At 64.0% G+C, this 21,711-nt stretch carries 13 protein-coding genes and 1 pseudogene; 7 read left to right on the top strand and 7 right to left on the bottom strand.

Annotated features, from left to right (window positions below):
- The first annotated feature begins 162 nt into the window (after positions 1-162).
- A complete protein-coding gene (locus WB794_RS10260; protein ID WP_337335757.1) occupies positions 163-1,134 on the top strand; it encodes a cation diffusion facilitator family transporter in 972 nt (323 codons plus the stop codon).
- A 40-nt stretch (positions 1,135-1,174) separates the two neighbouring features.
- Here the strand turns inward: WB794_RS10260 and WB794_RS10255 are convergent, their stop codons facing one another.
- Complete coding sequence (locus tag WB794_RS10255) at positions 1,175-2,938, bottom strand: acyl-CoA dehydrogenase family protein (RefSeq protein WP_337335756.1); 1,764 nt, start codon at positions 2,936-2,938, stop codon at positions 1,175-1,177.
- 102 nt (positions 2,939-3,040) lie between these two features.
- Positions 3,041-3,673 (bottom strand): TetR family transcriptional regulator, encoded by a 633-nt coding sequence (locus WB794_RS10250; protein ID WP_337335755.1) that lies wholly within the window; start codon positions 3,671-3,673, stop codon positions 3,041-3,043.
- Between the two features lie 162 nt (positions 3,674-3,835).
- Between WB794_RS10250 and WB794_RS10245 the strand changes: the two genes are divergently transcribed.
- Genes WB794_RS10245 through WB794_RS10235 form a run of 3 tightly spaced genes read left to right on the top strand, consistent with a single transcriptional unit; the run spans position 3,836 to position 9,578 of the window.
- Positions 3,836-4,990, top strand: a complete 1,155-nt coding sequence (locus WB794_RS10245; protein ID WP_337335754.1) for an efflux RND transporter periplasmic adaptor subunit — start codon at positions 3,836-3,838, stop codon at positions 4,988-4,990.
- 6 nt (positions 4,991-4,996) lie between these two features.
- Entirely contained in the window at positions 4,997-8,158 is a 3,162-nt protein-coding gene (locus WB794_RS10240) for an efflux RND transporter permease subunit (RefSeq protein ID WP_337335753.1), read from the top strand.
- The gene (locus tag WB794_RS10235; protein WP_337335752.1) at positions 8,151-9,578 is read left to right on the top strand and encodes an efflux transporter outer membrane subunit; all 1,428 of its coding nucleotides are present in this window, start codon (positions 8,151-8,153) and stop codon (positions 9,576-9,578) included. The genes WB794_RS10240 and WB794_RS10235 overlap by 8 nt, the downstream gene beginning before the upstream one ends.
- Before the next feature lie 70 nt (positions 9,579-9,648).
- Here WB794_RS10235 and WB794_RS10230 read toward each other — a convergent pair whose 3' ends face one another.
- The 3 genes from WB794_RS10230 to WB794_RS10220 all read right to left on the bottom strand — a co-directional run bounded on the left by WB794_RS10230 (position 9,649) and on the right by WB794_RS10220 (position 13,053).
- Positions 9,649-10,641: a patatin-like phospholipase family protein gene (locus WB794_RS10230; RefSeq protein WP_337335751.1), complete on the bottom strand. Its 993-nt coding sequence runs from the start codon at positions 10,639-10,641 to the stop codon at positions 9,649-9,651.
- Positions 10,642-10,980: 339 nt separating this feature from the next.
- Positions 10,981-11,493, bottom strand: a complete 513-nt coding sequence (locus tag WB794_RS10225) for a hypothetical protein (RefSeq protein WP_337335750.1) — start codon at positions 11,491-11,493, stop codon at positions 10,981-10,983.
- 609 nt (positions 11,494-12,102) lie between these two features.
- On the bottom strand, positions 12,103-13,053 hold the full coding sequence (locus WB794_RS10220) for a DNA-binding protein (protein WP_337335749.1): 951 nt from the start codon (positions 13,051-13,053) through the stop codon (positions 12,103-12,105).
- A gap of 103 nt (positions 13,054-13,156) precedes the next feature.
- Between WB794_RS10220 and WB794_RS10215 the strand changes: the two genes are divergently transcribed.
- Together WB794_RS10215 and WB794_RS10210 are read left to right on the top strand one after the other, a co-directional pair.
- Positions 13,157-14,236 carry a site-specific integrase gene (locus WB794_RS10215; protein WP_337335748.1) on the top strand — a complete coding sequence of 360 codons (1,080 nt, stop codon included), beginning with the start codon at positions 13,157-13,159 and terminating at the stop codon, positions 14,234-14,236.
- Positions 14,237-14,323: 87 nt separating this feature from the next.
- On the top strand, positions 14,324-16,126 hold the full coding sequence (locus WB794_RS10210) for a DUF4209 domain-containing protein (RefSeq protein ID WP_337335747.1): 1,803 nt from the start codon (positions 14,324-14,326) through the stop codon (positions 16,124-16,126).
- 15 nt (positions 16,127-16,141) lie between these two features.
- Here WB794_RS10210 and WB794_RS10205 read toward each other — a convergent pair whose 3' ends face one another.
- Positions 16,142-16,789 carry a DUF2026 family protein gene (locus WB794_RS10205; protein WP_337335746.1) on the bottom strand — a complete coding sequence of 216 codons (648 nt, stop codon included), beginning with the start codon at positions 16,787-16,789 and terminating at the stop codon, positions 16,142-16,144.
- A gap of 350 nt (positions 16,790-17,139) precedes the next feature.
- Entirely contained in the window at positions 17,140-20,010 is a 2,871-nt protein-coding gene (locus tag WB794_RS10200) for a DEAD/DEAH box helicase (RefSeq protein ID WP_337335775.1), read from the bottom strand.
- A 698-nt stretch (positions 20,011-20,708) separates the two neighbouring features.
- Between WB794_RS10200 and WB794_RS10190 the strand changes: the two are divergent.
- A pseudogene (locus WB794_RS10190) lies at positions 20,709-21,637 on the top strand (cation diffusion facilitator family transporter).
- The last annotated feature ends 74 nt before the right edge of the window (positions 21,638-21,711 follow it).

Genomic DNA, 21,711 nt, shown 5'->3' with positions numbered 1-21,711 from the left:
AGCATGCCCGCGACTCCTGGACCGGATACGAAGCCGGGTAAGATTTGTCTGGAAGCCGGGCACCCCCCTGCAAGCCCGGCTCCATGTGGCACGGAAAAGCCCCCGTAGAGCCGAGCCTGCTCGGCCTGCTCCACCACCCAACGGGTGTCACCCCGCACGAACATGGTCTTTTCACGCCCCTACACCGAACAGCGCGTACTGCGCATCTCGATGCTCGCCACCGCGACGCTGGCGGTGTTCGGGTTGGTGCTGGGGCTGCTGGCCGGGTCGGCGGCGATCATCTTCGACAGCATCTACGACATGACCGACGCCGGCATGACCTTTCTGGCGCTGCTGGTGGCCAATCTGATCCGCAATTCGACCAGCGGCGACAGCGTCGGCGAGCGCCTGGCCGAGCGTTTCACGATGGGGTTCTGGCATCTGGAGCCGATCGTGCTGGGGATGAGCGGCACCCTGCTGATCGCCGCGGCGGTCTATGCGCTGATCAACGCGATCGACAGCTTCATGTCCGGCGGGCGCCAGGTGCAGTTCGGCTACGCGGTGTTCTTCGCCGCGGTATCGCTGGCGGGATCGGTGGCGATGACGCTGTTCGCGCGCCGCGCCAACCGCCGCATCCGCTCGGACTTCATCGCACTGGATGCGCGCGGCTGGTTCATGGCCGCCGCGCTGACCGCCGCCTGGCTGGCGGCGTTCGTCTTCGGCTACGCGATCGAGCGCACCGAACACGCCTGGATCGCACCGTACATCGATCCGGCGGTGCTGGCGCTGGTGTGCCTGGTGGTGATCCCGATCCCGGTCGGCACCGTGCGCCGCGCGCTGGCCGATATCCTGCTGGTGACCCCGGCCGACCTGAAGCGGCACGTCGACGAAGTGGCGCTGCGCATCGTCGAACGCCACGGCTTCGATGGCTACCGCGCCTATGTGGCGCGGGTCGGGCGCGGCCGCCAGATCGAGCTGTATTTCATCGTCCCGACCCGCTGGCCGGCGCGGCGGCTGGAGGAATGGGATCAGCTGCGCGACGAGATCGGCGAAGCCATCGGCAACGACACCCCCGACCGCTGGCTGACCATCGTCTTCACCACCGATCCCGAATGGGCCGGCGACAGCCCCGAAAGCGCCCCGCCCCCGGGATAGGGCCGGGTTTGCCGGGCGGGTTCGGGGCCATCACGCCGCGTCAAATGACATCCCAGGCATAGCCGCCGCGCGCGAGCACGTCGGCCGCGAGCCGCTCGCCCTGCGCATCCTCGTTGCGATCCAGCCGACGCCTGTTGTTCGCCATGCGGCGGTGGGCTTCGCGGGTGAAGATCTCGGCGATGTCCAGCGCCTGCGCGGCGGCCGGGTGCTGCTGCTTGACCAGGCTGTCGGCGCGCGAGAGCACGCACAGGCCGACGAACAGGTCGATGGCGATGTCGCCGATGCGCTTCTGCGCGTGCTGCTCGTCGGCAATGGCCTTGCCGTGCCTGCGCAGCAGCTGGTCGGAGGCCTTGGACAGCTCCACCGTGTACTTCTCGTACACCTTGGCCAGCTTGCGCAGCGGTTCGGCCAGCGGATACGCGATGCGGTCGGTGCCGACGCCGGTGGCTTCGCGCATGCGCCGCGCGGTGTAGTCGCCAAGCACGCCGAAGCCCTTGATCGGGTCGTTGAGGATATCGCCCAGCGCAGCCTTGAGCTCGCCCAGCCCGGCACCCACGCCCTTGAATCCGGACAGCGCGACGTACAGGCGCAGGATCTCGTTGGTGCCCTCGAAGATCGACAGGATGCGGGTGTCGCGGGTGATCTGCTCGTAGGGAAACTCGCGCATGAAGCCGTTGCCGGCGGCGATCTGCAGCGCCTCGTACGACGCGCGCTGCACCGCCTCGCTGGCGAACACCTTGCTGATCGCCGCCTCCACCGAGTAGTCGGTGTGACCGCTGTCGATCAGGTGCGCGACCATCCACACCGTGCTCTCGGCGGCGAAGCAGTCCACCGCCATGCGCGCCAGCTTTTCGCGCACCAGCCCGAACTCGGCGATGGGCTTGCCAAACTGCTGGCGTTCCTTGGCCTGCGCGGTCGCCAGCCGCAGCAGGGTGCGCATGCCGCCCACCGCGCCGCCGCCCAGCCCGGTGCGGCCGCTGTTGAGGATGCTCATCGCTACCTTGAAGCCCTTGCCGACCGGGCCGAGCACGTTTTCCGCCGGCACCCGCACGTCGCTGAAGGCGACGGTGGTGGTGCTCGATGCACGGATGCCCATTTTGTCCTCGTGCGGACCGTGGCTGACGCCGTCCCAGCCGGCCTCGACCAGGAACGCGGTGATCCTGCCTTCCGGCGTGTCGGTGCGCGCGAACACGGTGTAGAAGCCGGCGATGCCGCCGTTGGTGATCCAGATCTTCTCGCCGCTGAGCGTCCAGCTGCCGTCGTCGTTGCGGCTGGCCTTGGTGCGGATCGAGGCGGCGTCGGAGCCGGCACCGGATTCAGTCAGGCAGAACGCGGCGATCAGCTCGCCACTGGCCAGGCGCGGCAGGTAGCGCTGCTTCTGCTCCTCGGTGCCGAACAGCAGCAGGCCCTTCATGCCGATCGAGCTGTGCGCGCCGATGGTCAGCGACACCGAACTGTCGTGGCTGCTGGTCTGCGCCAGCACGCGCGCATAGGCACCGTTGGACAGTTCCAGCCCGCCGTGTTCCTCCGGAATGATCAGCCCGAACAGACCCAGGTCGCGCAGCGCCTGGATGAAATCTTCCGGCTGCCCGGCATCGCGGTCGTACTGCCTGAGGTCGGCGGCCTTGTCGGCGAGGAACTGGTCGATGGCGTCGGTCATCGCGCCGAGCATTTCCCGGTCGCGCGCGCGGATTTGCGGATACGGGAACAGCTGTTCTTCGAGGATGTTGCCGAAAAAGAGCTGCTTGGCGGCACTTTCACCGTGAAGCGCGTCAGCGCTGGCATCAGCGGGGGCGGTCGACATCGGTGTTCTCCTCGGGGCAGTGCGGAAATTGTCCTGCCGGAATGGTACGCCACGCCCCCCGAACAGGGCGGGCGGTACCGCGACTGAGCGGGGCGGGGCGTTTCAATCCAGCTGCGTCGGATCGCTGGCGACGGCGCGCAGCACCAAGTCGATCGCGGCCAGGCCGTCCTGTTTCAGATTGATGTGTTCCGGGTCCAGCAGGTACATGCGCAGCGCGCCGTGGATCACGAAGTGCAGGCTGCGGGCGCAGCGCTCCGGCACCATGCCGGGGCGCAGTTGGCCCAGCGTCGCGGCGCGCTCGAACGCGGCCAGGATGCGGGCGTGGGTCTTGCGCATGCCGGCCTTGCGCAGTTTGCTGACCGCATCGCCTTCGGCCGGCACCTCGCAGCGCAGCTCGATCACCTCGATCACGCTGCGCACCCGCGGCGTGTTGGCCAGGTTGGAGAACGACGAACGCAGCATTTCGCGCAGGTCGCGCAAGGGGGTGGTGCCATCGGCGCGTGAGACCCGCTCCAGGCCGTGGAAGAAGGGCACGCTGACCCGGTTGATCACCGCATCGACGACTTCCGCCTTGTTATTGAAGTGCCAGTACACCGCACCGCGTGTGACGCCGGCACGGGTCGCGATCGCTTCCAGACTGGTGCGCGCGACGCCCGACTCCAGCAGGCAGTCCTCGGCCGCGTCAAGGATGCCCTCGCGGGTTTCCTGTGCGTCTTCCTTGGTTTTGCGTGCCATCGATTTGTAACCCGCGTGTTGAATACTGAGGTGCGAATGGTTCTTTACCAACATACATCCATGCATGTATAATACACGAGTCCAAGATTGCGCGCCCAGCACCGGGGTTTGTCCGGTCTGGGCGTTATCCTTTTCAGCAACCAAGAAAAAAGGTCCCCCCACATGGCCACGTCCTCCCGAAATCCCGCTCTGGCGCTGACCGCCGCGTTCGCCATCCTTCTGGGTGCATGCGGTACCGGGCAGGATGCCGGTCCGCCACCGACGCCGGCGGTGACCGTCGTCGAACTGGGCAGCCAGGACGTGACGCTGACGCGCGAACTTCCCGGCCGTACCAATGCCTGGCTGGTGGCCGAGGTCCGGCCGCAGGTCAGCGGTCTGGTGGCCGAGCGCCTGTTCACCGAGGGCGAACGGGTCAAGGCCGGCCAGCCGCTCTACCAGATCGACGATGCGACCTATCGCGCCACCGCCAACAGCGCGCGCGCGCAATTGGCGCGCGCGCGCGCCACGCTGACCTCGGCCCGCCTCACCGCCGAGCGCATAGCCGGCCTGGCCAAGATCGATGCGGTCAGCGCGCAGGACAACGACAACGCCACCGCGGCGCTGGCCCAGGCCGAAGCCGATGTGGGCGTGGCGCGTGCGGCGCTGGATGCGGCCAACGTGATGCTGGGCTACGCCCGGATCACCTCACCGATCGATGGCCGCATCGGCCGCTCCAGCGTGACCCAGGGTGCGCTGGTTACCGCCAACCAGCCGCAGGCGCTGGCGACGGTGCAGCAGCTGGATCCGATCTATGTCGACCTGACCCAGTCCAGCGCCGAGCTGCTCGACCTGCGACGCTCGCTGGCCGAAGGCCGCCTGTCGCGCGGCGAGGAAGCGATGCCGGTGAAGATCCTGCTGGAGGACGGCAGCGATTTCCCGCATCCGGGCAGGCTGAAGTTCTCAGAAGTGGCGGTCGACCCGAGCACCGGCAGCTACGCGCTGCGCATCGAGGTGCCCAATCCCGAACACATGCTGATGCCGGGCATGTACGTGCGCGCGGTGCTGGGTGCGGGCGTGCGCGCCGATGCGGTGCTGGTGCCGCAGCGCGGCATCGCGCGTGATCCCAAAGGCAATACCACCGCGATGGTGGTCGATGCCCAGGGCGTGGTCGAACAGCGGCCGGTGGTGGTCAGCCGCACGATCGGCGACCAGTGGCTGGTGGAGTCCGGGCTTGCCGCAGGCGACCGCGTGGTGATCGAGGGCCTGCAGAAAATCGCGCCGGGTGCCACCGTGGAAGTGACCGAAACCGTGAACGCCGCCGCAGCCGACCAGGAGTAAGCACTCATGGCACGATTCTTCATCGATCGCCCCATCTTTGCATGGGTGATCGCGATCATCATCATGCTTGCCGGCGCGCTGTCGATTTCCAATCTTCCGGTATCGATGTACCCGACCGTGGCACCGCCTGCGGTCGAAATCCGCGCCACCTATCCGGGCGCCTCGGCGCAGGTGCTGGAGGACTCGGTGACCCAGGTCATCGAGCAGAACATGAAGGGCCTGGATGGCCTGATGTACTTCTCGGCGCAGTCGTCATCCAACGGCATGGCCTCGATCACCCTCACCTTCGAGAGCGGGACCGACCCGGACATCGCCCAGGTGCAGGTGCAGAACAAGCTGCAGCTGGCGATGCCGCTGCTGCCGCAGGAGGTCCAGCGCCAAGGTGTCAACGTGTCCAAGTCGATGTCCAGTTTCCTGCAGGTCATCGGCTTCGTGTCCGAAGACGGCAGCATGGACCGCATCGACATCTCCGACTACGTCGGCTCCAGCATTGTCGATCCGCTCAGTCGCGTGCCCGGCGTGGGCAGCATCCAGGTGTTCGGCGGCAAGTATGCGATGCGCGTCTGGCTGGATCCGAACAAGCTGCACGCCTACCGATTGTCGATCCCCGAGGTCACCGCGGCGATCCGCGCGCAGAACGCGCAGGTCGCGATCGGCCTGCTCGGCGGCGCGCCGGCGATCGACGGCCAGCAGATCAACGCCACGATCAATGGCCAGGAGCGCCTGCAGACCCCGGAGCAGTTCCGCGACATCATCGTGCGCAGCAATCCGGATGGCTCGGTACTGCGTCTGGGTGAAGTGGCGCGGGTGGAAATGGGCACGGAAACCTACGAGTTCCAGTCGCGCTACAACGGCCAGCCGACCACCGGCGTGGCGATCTCGATGTCCACCGGTGCCAACGCGCTGGATACCGCGGCCGGGGTGAAGGCCGCGCTGGCCGATCTGGAACCTTACTTCCCGCCGGGCATGAAGGCGGTGGTGCCGTTTGACACCACGCCGTTCGTCACCGTGTCGATCCAGGGCGTGATCAAGACGCTGCTCGAAGCCATCGCGCTGGTGTTCCTGGTGATGTTCCTGTTCCTGCAGAACATCCGCGCCACGATCATCCCCACGATCGCGGTGCCGGTGGTGCTGCTGGGCACGTTCGCCGTGCTCGCCGCGCTCGGCTTCTCGGTCAACATGCTGACGATGTTCGCGATGGTGCTGGCGATCGGCCTGCTGGTCGACGATGCCATCGTGGTGGTGGAAAACGTCGAGCGCATCATGGCCGAGGAGGGACTCTCACCGCTGGAAGCCACGCGCAAGTCGATGGACCAGATCACCGGCGCACTGGTCGGCATCGGCGTGGTGCTGTCGGCGGTGTTCGTGCCGATGGCCTTCATGTCCGGCTCCACCGGCGTGATCTACCGGCAGTTCTCGGCCACGATCGTCTCGGCGATGGTGCTGTCGGTGATCGTCGCCATCGTGCTGACGCCGGCGCTGTGCGCGACGATGCTCAAGCCGCTGAAGAAGGGCGAAAGCCACGATTCGGGCAGCGGCCTGTTCGGGCGCTTCTTCGGCGGGTTCAACAACCGTTTCGACCGTACCAGCAGCAGCTACCAGCGCGGCGTGCGCGGCATCCTCGGACGCCCGTGGCGCTTCATGGCGGTGTTCGCGGCGATGATCGTGGTGATGGCGGTGATGTTCGTGCGCCTGCCCAGCTCGTTCCTGCCCGACGAGGATCAGGGCGTGCTGATGGCGATGATCCAGACCCCGGTCGGTGCCACCCAGCAGCGCACGGTGGAATCGATCGAGCGCTTCGAGAAGCACTTCCTGGAAAACGAATCGGACGTGGTGGAATCGGTATTCTCGGTGCAGGGCTTCAGCTTCGCCGGCATGGGCCAGAACACCGGCATGGCCTTCGTCAAGCTGACCGACTGGAGCGAGCGCACCGATCCTGCATCCAGCGCCGCGGCGGTGGCCGGGCGCGGCATGGCCGCGCTGAGCCAGATCAAGGACGCGATGATCTTCGTGTTCTCGCCACCGGCGATGCCGGAACTCGGCGTGGCCAGCGGCTATGCCTTCTACCTCAAGGACAATGCCGGCCTCGGCCACGATGCGCTGATCAACGCGCGCAACCAGTTCCTCGGCATGGCCGGACAAAGCCCGATGCTGGTCAACGTGCGTCCCAACGGCCAGGAAGACACGCCGCAGCTGCGCATCGACGTGGACGTGGCCAAGGCCGGCGCGCTGGGCCTGACCCAGGACGCGATCAATGCGACGCTGGCCGCGGCCTGGGGCGGGCAGTACATCGACGACTTCATCGATCGCGGCCGGGTCAAGCGCGTCTACGTGCAGGCCGATGCGCCGTTCCGCATGACGCCGGAGGATTTCGACCTGTGGTCGGTGAAGAACAACGTCGGCGAGATGGTGCCGTTCACCACCTTCGGCAGTTCGCGCTGGGACTGGGGCTCGCCGCGTCTGGAGCGCTACAACGGCGTGCCGGCGGTCGAAATCCAGGGCGAAGCCGCGCCCGGCGTGGCCTCGGGCGATGCGATGCTTGAAGTCGAGCGCCTGGCCGCACAGCTGCCACCGGGCTTCGGCCTCGAGTGGACCGCAGTGTCGTATCAGGAACGCGAGGCCGGCGCGCAGACGCCGATGCTGTACGCGCTGTCGCTGCTGATCGTGTTCCTGTGCCTGGCGGCGCTTTACGAAAGCTGGTCGGTGCCGACCGCGGTGCTGCTGGTGGCACCGCTGGGCATCCTCGGCGCGGTGCTGGCCAACACCTTGCGCGGCATGGAGCGCGACGTCTACTTCCAGGTGGCGATGCTGACCACGGTGGGGCTGACCAGCAAGAACGGCATCCTGATCGTGGAATTCGCCAAGGCCAATCTGGAGAGCGGCATGGAGCTGATCGCGGCAACGATGCAGGCCGTGCGCGACCGCCTGCGCCCGATCATCATGACCTCGCTGGCCTTCGGCCTGGGCGTGCTGCCGCTGGCGATGGCCAACGGTGCCGGCTCCGGCGCGCAGAACGCGATCGGTACCGGCGTGGTCGGCGGCATGCTCGTGGGTACCGGCCTGGGCGTGTTCTTCATCCCGCTGTTCTTCGTCGTGATCCAGATGATCTTCAAGCGCGACAAACCCGAGCGCGGCGATGCGGCTGAAGGAGCATCCAGTCATGAATGATTTTCTGACCCGGACGCTGGCCGTGGCCATCGTGGTGCTGGCCTCCGGCTGCGCCACGCTGGCACCGCGCGACAGCGTGGCGCAAGCCGATGCCGCGATCCCGGCGCACTGGCCGCTGCCGGCAACCACCGTGACAGCGGGGGAGGGCGCATCCGGCAGCGCGCTGCCGGACATCGGCTGGCACGATTTCTTCACCGACCCGCGGCTGCGGGAGCTGATCGGGCTGGCGCTGGAAAACAACCGCGATCTGCGCGTGGCGATCCTCAACGTCGAGCGTGCCCGCGCCCAGCACCGCATCCAGCGCGCCGACCGCTTCCCGAACCTGGGCGTCAACGCGCAGATGACTCGCGTGGGTGCCGACAATCCGCTACTGGAGCAGAAAGACTTCAGCGTCGGACTGGGCGTGACCGCGTTCGAGCTGGACCTGTTCGGGCGCGTGCGCAACCTCAGCCAGGCCGCGCTGCAGCAGTATCTGGCCAGTGAGGAGTCGCAGCGCAGCGCGCAGCTGGCGCTGGTGGCCGAAATCGCCTACGCCTGGCTGACGCTGGCTGCGGACCGCGAGCAGTTGCGCATCGCGCAGGCCACCCTGGGCACCTACGAGGAGTCCCTGGAACTGAACCGGGCGCGGCGCGAACTGGGCGCGGTTTCGCAGCTGGTGCTGGAGCAGACCCGCACCCAGGTCGCCTCGGCGCGGACCGAAGTGGCGCGCCTTTCCGGCCAGGTGCAGCGCGATCTCAACGGTCTGAATCTGCTGGCCGGCGTCACGCTGGAGCCGCGCCTGCTGCCGGACGGCATGGTCGATGAAGTCACCGTCAGCGGCCAGCTGCCGGCCGGACTGCCGGCGGAAGTCCTGCTGCGTCGTCCGGACATCATCGCCGCCGAACACCGGCTGCTGGGTGCCGACGCCAACATCGGTGCCGCGCGCGCCGCGTTCTTCCCATCGATCCGGCTGACCGGCAGCATCGGTTCGGCCAGCAACGAGCTGTCGGGCCTGTTCGAGAGCGGCACCTCGATATGGACCTTCATGCCGCAGATCAATCTACCGATCTTCCAGGGCGGCCGCCTGCGTGCCGCGCTGGGCATGGCCAAAGCCGATCGCGGGATCGCGCTGGCACAGTACGAGAAGGCGATCCAGAGCGGTTTCCGCGAAGTGGCGGATGCGCTGGCGCTGACCGAAACCCTGCGCGAACAGCAGGAGGCCAGCCGCACCCTGCTGGATGCGGCGACCAATGCCGAGCGCCTGGCCCAGGCGCGCTACGACGCCGGCCTGGACAGCAACCTGCTGCGGCTGGATGCACAGCGCACGCTGTACGCGGCGCAGCAGCAGGTGGTCGCGGTGGAAATGGCCGAACAGGCCAACCGCGTGACGCTGTACAAGGTGCTGGGCGGCGGCTGGAATTCCCCCCGGGACCAGCCATAGCCTGCGTAGCGGAGCTTGCACCGCTGCTTGACGCCCACCACCGCCGAGCAAGCTCGGCTCTACGAGGCGGCTAGGCCTGACCCTGACCCTGACCCTGGTCGTCCGGCCTGGACACCTCGCGTCGGGCCGGCACGGAGATCTCCGCGCCCCCGAGCTGCTCGAGGATCATCGGCATCGCAAGCTCGGTGGCGCGCTCGCCTTCGGCGATCGCTTCGGCACCCCGGTGATAGTCCATCCCGGCGATGTGCGACAGGCGCGGCCGGATCATCGCGTCGGCGGGCTCGCCCGCCAGACGGCTGTGGGTGATACGGACCTGCATGATGTTCAGGCTGGTCGAAAGCACGTCCAGGATCGACGGTGCCCCGGGCGAGTCGTCTGCGTCGCCATCCTTCCCGCCGTTCTTCCGTTCGGCCGGCCGCAGCTTTCCCAGCAGCGTGCTCATGATCCCCGCGGCCTGACCGGGGTCGGGCGCGTCGACCGTGATCGCGTTGCGCTTGTGACGGCCGATGAGATCCCAGTTCAAGTCGACCGCGATCACGATATCGGCACCGAGCGAGCGGCACAGCGAAACCGGCACCGGGTTGACCAGCCCGCCATCGACCAGCAGCCTGCCTTCGGATGGAAACGGAGTGAACAGACCGGGCAGGGCGATCGAGGCGCGAACCGCGTCGATCACCGAGCCTTCGCGCATCCAGACCTCGCGGCCGGTCGCCAGTTCGGTCGCGACACAGGCGAATCCGATCGGCAGCTTCCCGATTCCCTGATCGTCGAAATGGGTACGGAAGAACTGCATCAGGCGGCTGCCCTCGATCAGGCCGCCGCCCATGCGGATGTCGAGCATCGCAACCACGCCTTGCCAGCTGAGCTTCGAGACCCAGTCGTGCAGCCAGTCGAGCTTGCCGGCGGCGTAGGTGGCGCCGACCAGCGCGCCGATCGAGGTTCCGCAAACCACGTCGGGGACGATGCCGGCGCGCTCGAGCGCGCGGATCACGCCGATGTGCGACCAGCCGCGCGCGGAGCCGCTGCCGAGGGCCAGGCCGATACGGGGTTTTCGGGGTGCCATGACGCCTCCTTGGGTGTTTCGACCGGTGCGCGTTCAGCCCACGGCCGTCTGTGTCTGCTCCCGCGCACTCCTGGCGCGGAAAATCGCGGCGTGTACAGGCCACCGGAGACGCCGCCGTAGCTGACGAGGCCGCAGGGCTTGATTCGAGGAGGCGAGTCGACAGGCAACCGCAGCCGCAAGCTGCGACACGGGAGCGGGCAGGACTGTTCATGATATCGCCAGGTGACAGGTGGTGGCGTTACGATTCGTCGAATGGCCAGACACCACCGCGACGCGGCACCGGGGAAGACACCGACCAAGTAGACGAGCGGCAAGGTGGCGCGGAGACTGCTGCACTTGTCACTGGCGAAGTCGGATTGGCACGCCTGCTTTCTGCAGGAGCCCCAGATTCACGCCGGGCTGCAGCATACGAGCAAGCGCCAGCGCCGGCCCACGCCTCGGAGAGCAGGCCGCCACGATGCCGGCCCCCCAGTTATGTACGGTGCGCACGCTGACATGCAGAAGTTTCGCGGCCCGCGGCACGGTCAGCCAGCAGGCGCGCCGGGCGTGCCGGAAGCGCTCGGCAAGAATCGCCTTGTGGCGCATGGACTTGACGCGCGTGCCGGTGGTGGCGCGGCGCGGTTCGGGCTGTTTGGATTGATCCATAATGTATATTATGTAAACTATGGGATATATCGCCGACGCCCGCCCGACAATTTCGACAGCAATCCAGGTCGGTTCGTTATCGAGGTTATGCCTTGAACGGCTGCCGGACACCGCCGTCGCAGAGCCGGTTTGCTCGGCCTGGGGGGATCCACGCGCGATGGGCCTGCTCAATGCAATGCCGGCAGCGAGGCCAAGGTTGTCTTCCACGATTGTCTGCCGCGGAAAAATACGGGACACATGTTCGGTAACTACCGACCATCCGCGCAGTGAAAAGCACGCCGCGCTGGATTTGTGCGAGCAACGTCGTGCCAAGAACGCAATCGACGCAGTGAACTCGGGGCCATGATGGTCATTCGCACGCCCACTCGCCGTCTGGATGACTCAGTACTGGCTGACGCGATCCTGCCCGAATTCCTCCCTAGCCACCGCCAGAACACGCTAAGGATCTGCAGTAAAGCACTCCGCAGGCGACCTGCCATCCAGCAACACATGGGGTGCGTAGAGCCACTCCACCTCTAGCCAGCCAGATTGGTTCGCTTCATCGGTCAGGCCGCCCGGACCTCGCAATAGATCCAGGAGCAGCGTCATCTGGGGGATCAAGTGTCCCTGAGCATCAAACTGGAAGCCGGGATACCGGTGTTCGCCAACCTCGCGCACCCAAACGGCCAAGACGCGACCTTCGCTGGATAGGGCTCTCAGGTCCGTCAGCTTCCGCACGATGACTCCTTCGGATTCCCACGCGCCGTAGAGCGCACGACGCCGGGCTGCGGAGGCTGGTGTGTCTGGAGGAAGTTGCAGGGTCATGAGGCCACGACGCTATTTGCCACTGGCAATCTTAGATCGCTTCCTTGGCGTGGATGGGGCGTCTTTTCGCCCCGAATTCTCTCTTGGCGCAGCCCCTGCCCGACGAATTGCGGCTTCCACGGCAGCGGACACTTCCTGGAGCTGGCCAAGCCGACTCTCAGCTGATTCCGCACGGGTTCGCTGAAGACTCAGTTCTCGCTGAGCGTCTTTGGCTTCAGCGATGGCTTTGTCAAGCGACTGACGCGCAGCTTTCTCGGCTGCAGTGTGTGTTCGACCGAGCTCTTTAAGCTGGCCCTGCAGGTCCTTCGCTTCCTGACGCATGCGATCGATCTCCGTGTTGGCCCGATCTTCGACAGAGCGAATGTGCACCAGAAACCCCTCACGTTCCGTGTCAGCGGCTTTCTGCAGTGTCTGAAGTCGTTGTTCGAGTGCTTGCCTGGCTGCTTCGATTTCAGCCTCTCGCTTACCGGCCGCGTCGCGCAGTCCCGTGAGTTCTTCGATCTGGGCCTCGAGCCGTGTAATGAGCCTCGCTTGTTCTGTCGATTGCGCTTCGGCAAGTCGCTTGGCCGCCAGGGCAGCTTCCTTGTCAGTACGAAGTGCCGCCGCTTCGGCATCCAACGCCTTGCGCGCTTGCTGTAGGGCATCTCGATCGGACTGAAGGGCCGCACGCTCGACCGAAAGCTCCTCCTCAAGACTCGCTTTGGCCGCTTCTAGCGCCAGGTTCCACCACTGTCCTGCCGCGCGGGCGACAGCCTCCGGGGCCTCTGGCAAGTGCAATCGCGCCTGGTGCCCGTCCAGACGCAGGCCGAGTGCCCGCCACCAAGTCTCCAGCCAACGCGTCACCGTATTCGGAGACCCGGTGCCGAGATGCGCGCGGATCCGTTCGACGGTTGGGCGCTCGCCGGCCGCGACCAGCGCGTCGGCGGCGGTGTGGACGTCGTGTTCAGTGATGCCTCGTGCCATGGAACGCCTCCTACGCGGCCGCCCTACTCTGTTGATTCCGTACTAACGATAAGTGATGATTATCACCAGTAGATGCCCTATTTCGTAGTATACATTACATAGTATGAAACTAAAAAACGCATTGCCCGCCACTACGGCGACGGCCGCACAGCTGGTGCTGCCGGAACAGCTGGCGCAGCAGGCCGCCGACGCGGTCCGTGAACTGCTCGCCGAAGCCGCGGCGGCCAACACCACCCGCAGCTACGCCACCGCCCTGCGCTACTGGGCGGGCTGGCACCAGGGCCGTTACGGGATCGAGCTGGCGCTGCCGGTCAGCGAGGCGGTGGTGATCCAGTTCCTGGTCGACCACATCCAGCGCAAGAGCAAGACCGGCCTGGTCAGCGAACTGCCGCCGGCCCTGGACCAGGCCTTGGTGGCCGCCGGACTCAAGGCCAGGGTCGGGCCGCTCAAGCTCTCGACCGTGGTCCAGCGCGTGGCCGTGCTGTCGACGGCGCACAAGCTCAAGCGCCTGGCCAACCCTTGCGAACTGCCCAGCGTCCGCACCCTGCTCAGTCGCGCCCGGCGCGCCGCGGTCAAGCGCGGCGAGCGGCCGACCAAGAAGACTGCGATCACCCGGGGGGAACTGGAGGCGATGCTGGCCACCTGTGATGACAGCCTAGTGGGCTTGCGCGATCGCGCCCTGCTCTGCTTCGGGTTCGCCAGCGGCGGCCGCCGGCGCAGCGAGATCGCCGCCGCCGATCTGCGCGACTTGCGCAAGGTCGGCACGGATGGCTATATCTACCGGCTGGAATTCTCGAAGACCCAGCAGGCGGGGGTCAAGGCGGATTCGACGCCGGATAAACCGATCCTGGGACGCAGTGCCGAGGCGCTCGCGGCCTGGCTAGAGGCCGCTGGGATCCACGAGGGGGCGATTTTCCGGCGGATCTGGAAGGATCGAGTCGGCCCTGCCCTGCTCCCCGGCTCAGTGGCCGCGATCGTGAAGCGCCGGGCCCGCTTGGCGGGGTTGGAGGGGGACTTTGGAGCGCACAGCCTGCGCTCGGGGTTTGTCACTGAGGCGGGTAAGCAAGGGGTGCCGCTGCCGGCGGTGATGGCGATGACCGAGCACCGCTCCGTGGCGAGCGTGATTGGGTATTTTCAGGCAGGCGCAGCGGAAGACAATCCTTCAGCTCGCCTACTGAAGTAGTGAGGGGCGGCGGCAAAATCCTGGAACAGCTCTTCGTTAAAGTGGTGCCCCCCCATATCGACCAACACCGTTAGATCGGAGAAGCGCATGCCCGTACTAGAGGAGGCTATCGACGATGAGACCTACGCTGCGCTCGACTGGATCTCCTTGGTCGGTGAGGAAGGAGACGGCTCCGTCCCTTGGTCCTTGACGACGAAGTTCTACCAGAGGGCCAGGGAACTCGAAGAAGAAGGTCAACCTCTTCGATCCAAGGCCATGCAGGTCTTGGGTGGCGCTATCTCCATGCACCTGCGGCACCCGTCTCACGCACCCTTTGGGCCAGTATTTCAAAGCAGCGAAGGCCGGAGCATGTCCATGGAGGACCTCGGCCAGCACGATGTGGCCCTTCTGGCACGCGCTGCCCATGAAGCCCCAACTCCTTGGCTCAAGGCAAGATTTGCCGACCTTTCGGTAACGGCCGATGGACGCATCCCTCCCGATTGGCGCTTGGGGCGATTGGCTGTTGACGCCTACCTGGACTACGTCGGGTCGGTATTTGGTACGGAGCACGCGATTCGTGGACTCGACGAACTGCAACGCAGCCTGGTCTTGCTCTGGGTGTATGCCAAAAAGGATCCCGCGTTGTGGGAGCGATACTGGACCGTGATCCTCGACGAAATCCCGCACTCGATCGAGAACAACTGGCCCGGCTTGGCTTTTCGTCTGTGTGACGAAGCGATTAACCGTAATCGCCATGCCTGCGAAGCCATCCTCCCCCAGATTGAAGCCAAGGCTGCCGCCTTGGACGCCGACAATCCTCAGGAAGCGGCGCGATGGCATGCGCAGGCCTATCGACTGAATCAACGATTGGGTAAATCGAAGGAGGCCAACGCGTCGCTCATGGCCCAGGGTGAGGCCATGGCGCGCGCTGCAGAACTTGCCGCAGAGCAGCAACCAATGATCGCCCCAATGCACATGACCGAAGCCATAAGCCTCCTGCGCAAGGCCAAGGCGGCGCCATCCCGTATCCAGGATCTGCGAGATCGACTTGCTACCTACGAACGGGCTTCCCTGGACCACTTCGGCCATTTTTCTGCGAACACCGATGTCAGCGAATGGGTAAAGTGGATTGACGAGCAGATCGCAGCACCCGATTTCTTCTCCGCTCTACTTCGAGCGACCTATCGAGCGGGGCAGTGGTTGAATCTGGAAGAAATCGAGGAACGTGTACGGCAACAGCATGCCGAACACCCGCTATCAAGCATGTTCACAACCACTCACGTCAACGCGGACGGCGTGGTTGTTGCCCAGCGCCCACCCCTCGATCTGAATGACCCAGCGTCGGTTCGTCTGCACGCAATCAGTAGCGCCCACGAAATCGACATTCCCATGCGATCGTCAGTCATGGTGTCGCATGTCGTAAACACCCTGCATAGCCAATATCAGCCATCCTTCCACGCGGTCAAGGAGATCGTAGAGGCGTCGCCCATCACGCCACCTGGCCAAGTTGAGACTCTAGCCAGAGGTCTGTTCTCGGGCTTCATCGACGATTGGCTTGCGGTGTCGGTCTACCTGATCCCTGCGGTAGAACCTTTCGTGCGCGCGCAACTAAAAAGGATTGGAGCCCATACAACGGGCATGAACGAAGATGGCACGCAGCACGAGAAGACGCTGGGCGAAATGCTCGATATGCCTGAAGCCGAACGATTCTTTGGCAAAAACCTTGTGTTTGAGCTTCACGTCCTGCTGGCCGACTCGGAAGGGTTCAATCTGCGCAATGCGTACTGCCATGGGCTGATGACGGATCGCGAACTGCAGAACGCAGGGATCATGTCGCTATGGTGGACGCTGTGGAGAATGATCCTTTTCCCGTGGCACAAGCATCCCGCAGTTCATGCTCCTGAATGCTGACCTGACTTAATGGGCTTACCAAGCTCCCGAAATCCGGGGTGCACTCAAGGTCAGCCTGTGCACTTCGCCAAGGTCATTCAACAGACTCAGGTCATCCAACTTCTTTGGGTACTTCTTGAACCAACGATCAACTGCGTTCAGAAGATCAACGTTTGCAGGTTGATCAAATAGTGAATCAACAAGTTCGTCGGTCAGCTCAATGTTGGGCATCGTGAAGTAGTTGCCGGGGGCGTGCAGTTCATCGATGGATTCCGCCTCCGAAGACAACGGACGCTGAAACATCTTGCGCGGCACGGTTCCGGGATAGCCCCTGCCCTTGATTGCCTCGTTGAAGATCGGTGCCATGAAGTCAATCACATGGGTTTCGGTCTGAACCCACATATGAAACCCATCTCGATCAGACGTGACCATGCCATCTTCGTTCTTTGCAATGCTGATGACCGAAGGCGCAGGATCAGCACAAAGTAGAAAAGCACCTGCTACTGCACGAGCTGGAATCTTGTAGTGTTTGTTAAGGATCAGCGCCCCAGCAGCAGCGAAGAACATGCACGCGAATGGCGTGTTTGCCCTCCCTTCAAGCACGGAATAGATGATTTCGTAGATGCGGTTGTACTCAGGCAGCGTGAGCTGGAGCTTCGGCGAAGCCGCCTTGTCCTTTGCCATGTCGTTTTGTCCTCCTGTCGTGCCGCCCCCTGCGGCATCAGCTGAGTATTGGGGCCTGCCGGGGCTGACTCAAGTCACCGCTCCCGAGTGAACTTGAGATCAGCCGTCCATTCCTGCGCAGGCACCTACAGCGGGTTGCATCCGCACGTGGTCCGGGCCGGCAGCCGCCCTACCCTACCCCCGATAAATCTCCCTAATCCTGTCCCCTGACGTCTCCTCTCCGCCAACAACAAGCTTGCCAGTGTATTGGGATGGGTGATCTGTTCGGGCTGAACTGCAACGCGCGAACCTCCCTGACCAATAGCAGGCTGGCCGTCGAAACTAGCCGATCCTCTTGTATCGGCGATTGGCTATTCGCTGACTAGCCAGCACGCCCTCACGGCACCACCCCGCTTGGCATAGTCAAGACCGAACACCATCAGGTCTGCCAAGTGCGCGCCAACTCGCTGCCGACTGATCCCGGGTTGAACGCCGACCACCGCGAAACTCAGCTTCGTTGAAGGCGTCGATAGCAGAAGCTGCTTCAGGTCACTAATATCTCCAGAAATGAACTTGGAAGGGCTCTTATGCCGAGCATGCATTCGGTCCTCCATGTGGCTCAAGAGGGTTGCGGCATCGCAGTAGTACACCGACTTCACCAATTGGCCAGCCACTTCGTATACATCTCCCACTCGCCCGCCAGACGGTGCCCCGCCAGCGCCTTTGCAGTGATACAAGGCAATCTCAACCTCGCCTCCTGGGGATGCGGTCACCGCAATGTAGTCGGCCGCTTCACCCGACCGGTGGTCGTAGAACAGAGCGGCGAGACCAGGAACCTGCAACAAGTGCCGCTCAAGGTGCTCTTGAACTGTCGTCTGGCCTGCCAATCGCCGCCGCAGTTGTGAGGCATTCGAAGAGCTGTCGCTCGGCACGAATTCGACCTCGATGTCGCACCCGTTCCAATCGATTACCTCAGCGTCACCATGCGAAAGGGCGGCGACCTGCAGGTGTGGAGCTGACATCTTGTTCATCCCTTCGAAGGATGACTTATCGGCAGCATAGAAGACCGGCGGATGCTCGGCGAGCCAATCGGACAGATGCATCCACGACTCCGTCGCCGATTCCACCTCAATTTCCACGGCGTTACTTTGCTGCGTCACGATGCGTCCCTGGCCTAGAGAAAAGCGCATCTGCACCGACAACTGGTCTAAACTGACCTTGAAATCCAAAACGCCATTGTCGGGCTGCGCCGAAAACTCGCACAGTTCCCAGTCTGTCAAGCGACTGTAGTCGAACTGGGCGGCACCCGCGGCTCGATAACGAATGCGCGGGTTGGTCTTGAACCCAGCCTTTGCCCATGTCCCTGCTATGACTACGTCCGGGATCCGCCGCAGGGTCGTCGCAGACTTGACGACGTCAAATTGGGTTTGAGCAAATGGAGCGTTGCCGACCAGCCTCGCGTTGATCTGCGCGACCCATGATAGAAACTCAGATACCGTCAGAGTCTGATTACTCCAAATTTTGGAGGAACTGCTCGCACCAATGGTTTCCTTTGTATTCTCTGCTACACCACTACCGAAGAAGTGTCCTTGCACGTACGCACGGCCGTCGCCGACAGTTACCGCGCGCTCGGCAGCCGGACCTGTGAGCATCCGATATGTCTCGCTTTGTGAGTTGAAGGTCGAGTTCTTGAGACCCACGTTGTAAAACCGGACGCCTTCGAGCCCTGCGCGAGCCCGACTGGTCTCCTCGTAGCTCAGTAGACGGAAACTGCCGCAGACTTTGCCCATCAGACTTTGATAGATCTTCTCGGTGCGTCGCGTCGAGCCGATGTAGCAAAGCTGCGACTCTGGGAAATACATGAGCAGGAACGCATCGTGACGGACGTTGACGAGTACATCAGAGGTCGCCCAGTTCGGGGGGGCTTCGTCGACGGTCAGAACTAAACTTACTGTGCCATCTGTCGACAGCCACTGCTTTACAGAGCGAAGGGCTTTTCCGACCATGTCGCCAATCTTCGAGAAGTCCGGCGTCTCGGCACATCTGAAGACCCGAACGTGGGCATACAACTCCAGTGCCAGGGGTGATACCCGTTCGTAGTCAGACTCCGCGAGTCGGCTCACATGAAGTCGCTCAATAACCGCCTGACTCTCGACGCTACCGACAAGCTCTCGCTGCGCCGCTTCGTCAATCATGCTGGCGAGGTCTACGCCTTCCTTCAGCAGTAAGCTTGGCGCCTCCGAGACGCGAGCGAGCGGTGCGATGAGGGTTGCGTTGCCCGTAGTTGCGTCACTACGCGCGAATCGCCCGATGAACTGGATGGTCGGAACAAGTGAGCGGTGAGGCGAATGGAGTGCTGCCACTTTCAGTTTAGGAAAGTCGTAGCCTTCGCCGAACATGTCCACACAGACTATCCCGCGCAGTTCACCAGAAATCAGCCGTCGTTCGCAATCGTCCTGAGTTCGTTTGCTGACTTTGCTGTCGACGGCTTCAACCTCAACGCCTAAACTTCGGTAGATCGGGACAAGCTCTCGCGCAGACTTGATGCTGCCCGCGCGCACGAACAGGCGATGATCCTTGCCTGCGTCCCTGTCAGCGTTGAGCTGGGCTATGGCGGTCCTTGCGATAGAAAGGTCGATCTCATCGTCATTGAGCGGATTGAGGACTGGCGCCGCACAGAATGCTACGGGCTGGAAGGCCCCTTCTTCCACTGCGCGCGTGACCGGGTATCGATAGACCAGCTTCCCAGGAATAATGCGGCCATCTCGCCTGAAGGGCGTTGCTGTGAGAAACACGAAACGGGCTTTCTTGAAATGCGCTAAAAAAGCTGCCCAGGAATCTGCGGGAGCATGATGTGCTTCGTCGAAAATGATGAGGTCGAATAGATCTTCGCGAGCTCCCGGAGCAAGCGCCGGAGATGCACTTGCCGCAGTCGTCACTACCACGTCCTGCCCTACAAGGGCCTCCCATGCAGCGACGTCTTCCGGGCGCCCCTCCAATCTGAGTACTTCCGGGTTCGGAATAGCATCACTGATCGCGCCGATGCGGCGAAGCGTCGAGAGTTCCCTGAAGTGCGAGGACACTTGTCTTCGTAACGCGTTGGAAGGTTCCACTACTAGGACACGCTTGGCGGCTAACAGCAGAGGCAGCGCCATCATCACAGAGGTCTTGCCGTACCCAGTCGGTAGGCAAACAATGGCAGGGTCGTCATGTACCGACTCGTGTGCCAGCACGGCGTACATGGCCCCAAGCTGGCCGATTCGAAACCCCCGGTTCGGAGTTGCGACCTGCGTAGCCAGATTTAGCGCCCCGCGGTGCTGAGCGAAGAAGTCCGCCATCTCACCCCCCCCTTTCGCACTCTCGATGGTTCGCCGAGGTTAACCCAGGGCTGCTGCGACATTGCAAAATATGATTGCGGGATTGCTACATCGAGCTAACAGCGCGAGTGTGTCGCGCATGCGGCTTGCGTGCATTCCGCGGTCACTTTTTACATCGACCCCTTTAAGGCGGTCACCGTGGTTTGAGCCTGCATCAGCGACTGACCGGAACCGCAGCTAGCCGATCGTCCGTAATTCTTATCCGGATTTCCGCCTCCAGTCGAACGCCGCTCTCCCCTACCCTCGATAAACATCCCTAATCCCCTGCCCTATCGATGTTCGCTTCCGGCCAAAGCGGCCTACGATCACGGCGCCGGTATCGTTTACTCGGCGCCCCAACGGCTAGCTGTTGCTGAGCGATTTCAGGTCAGCGACGAACTGCTCGGGATGCGGTGGGTGTGGTAGACCATGACCAACGGGGGCATCCTCCGCCGCGCGAGGAAATCGCCCGGCGCGCGCCGCAATGACAACGTGTACGTACGGGCCACGTGGAGATTCCGGGCGACCCTGGTGATCGTGAGGCGACAGGCTTCGGCTGGCCGGACCCGCGCGCACAGCAGACAATGGTCGCCATGAAACCCCGCGACAGAACGGCCGAAGCCACGCCGGACCTGAGGAAATACGCCTGGCTGGCCATCGTGACCGCGGTGCTGACGGTGCTGCTCAAGGGCAGCGCCTGGGCGATCACCGGCTCGGTGGGCCTGCTGTCGGACGCCGCCGAATCGATGGTCAACCTGGTGGCCGCCATCGTCGCCCTGGTCTCGCTGACCATCGCCGCCCGGCCGGCCGACGACGACCACCACTTCGGCCACAGCAAGGCGGAGTATTTCTCCGCCGCGCTGAAGGGATCATGATCTTCGTCTCCGCGGCCTCGATCATCTACCTGGGCATCGATCGCCTGCTCAACCCCCCGCCGCTGGGATCGCTCGGCATCGGCCTCGCCGTTTCGATCATGGCCGCCGTCCTCAACGGCATCGTCGGGCGGATCCTGATCAAGGTCGGCACGCGCCACCGCTCCATCACCCTGCGCGCCGACGGCAAGCACCTGATGGCCGACGTGTACACCTCGGTCGGGGTCGTGGTGGGCCTGGGGTTGGCGTGGCTGACAGGCTGGAACTGGCTGGATCCGGTGATCGCGATCCTGGTGGGCGTGAACATCCTGGTTGTCGGCTACCGGCTGATGTCCGAATCCGCCTCCGGCCTGATGGACGCGACCCTGTCCCCCGAGGACAACGCCCGGATCCAGGCCATCCTGGACGCGCACGCCGAACCGGGCCGGATCGAATTCCACGCCGTGCGCACGCGCGAGTCCGGGGCCCGCCAGTTCATGGAGATGCACATGCTGGTGCCCGGCGACTGGACGGTGCTGCGCGGGCATGACGCCATGGAAGACCTGGTGGAGAAGATCGTGGCGGAGTTTCCCGCCATGCGCGTGACCGGGCACCTGGAACCGGTCTCCGATCCCCGCAGCTACGAAGACATGGCCCTGTAGCCGAAAAGCGGGAGGCGACGTTGGGTCAGGCAGGCGACGAAGACCCGCGGCTCGATCCCCCGTGCGTTGTCACT

This window comes from Denitratimonas tolerans (assembly GCF_037203605.1).
GTDB classification, from domain to species: Bacteria; Pseudomonadota; Gammaproteobacteria; order Xanthomonadales; family Xanthomonadaceae; genus Denitratimonas; species Denitratimonas tolerans.
This window is presented reverse-complemented; position numbering and strand designations above follow the sequence as displayed.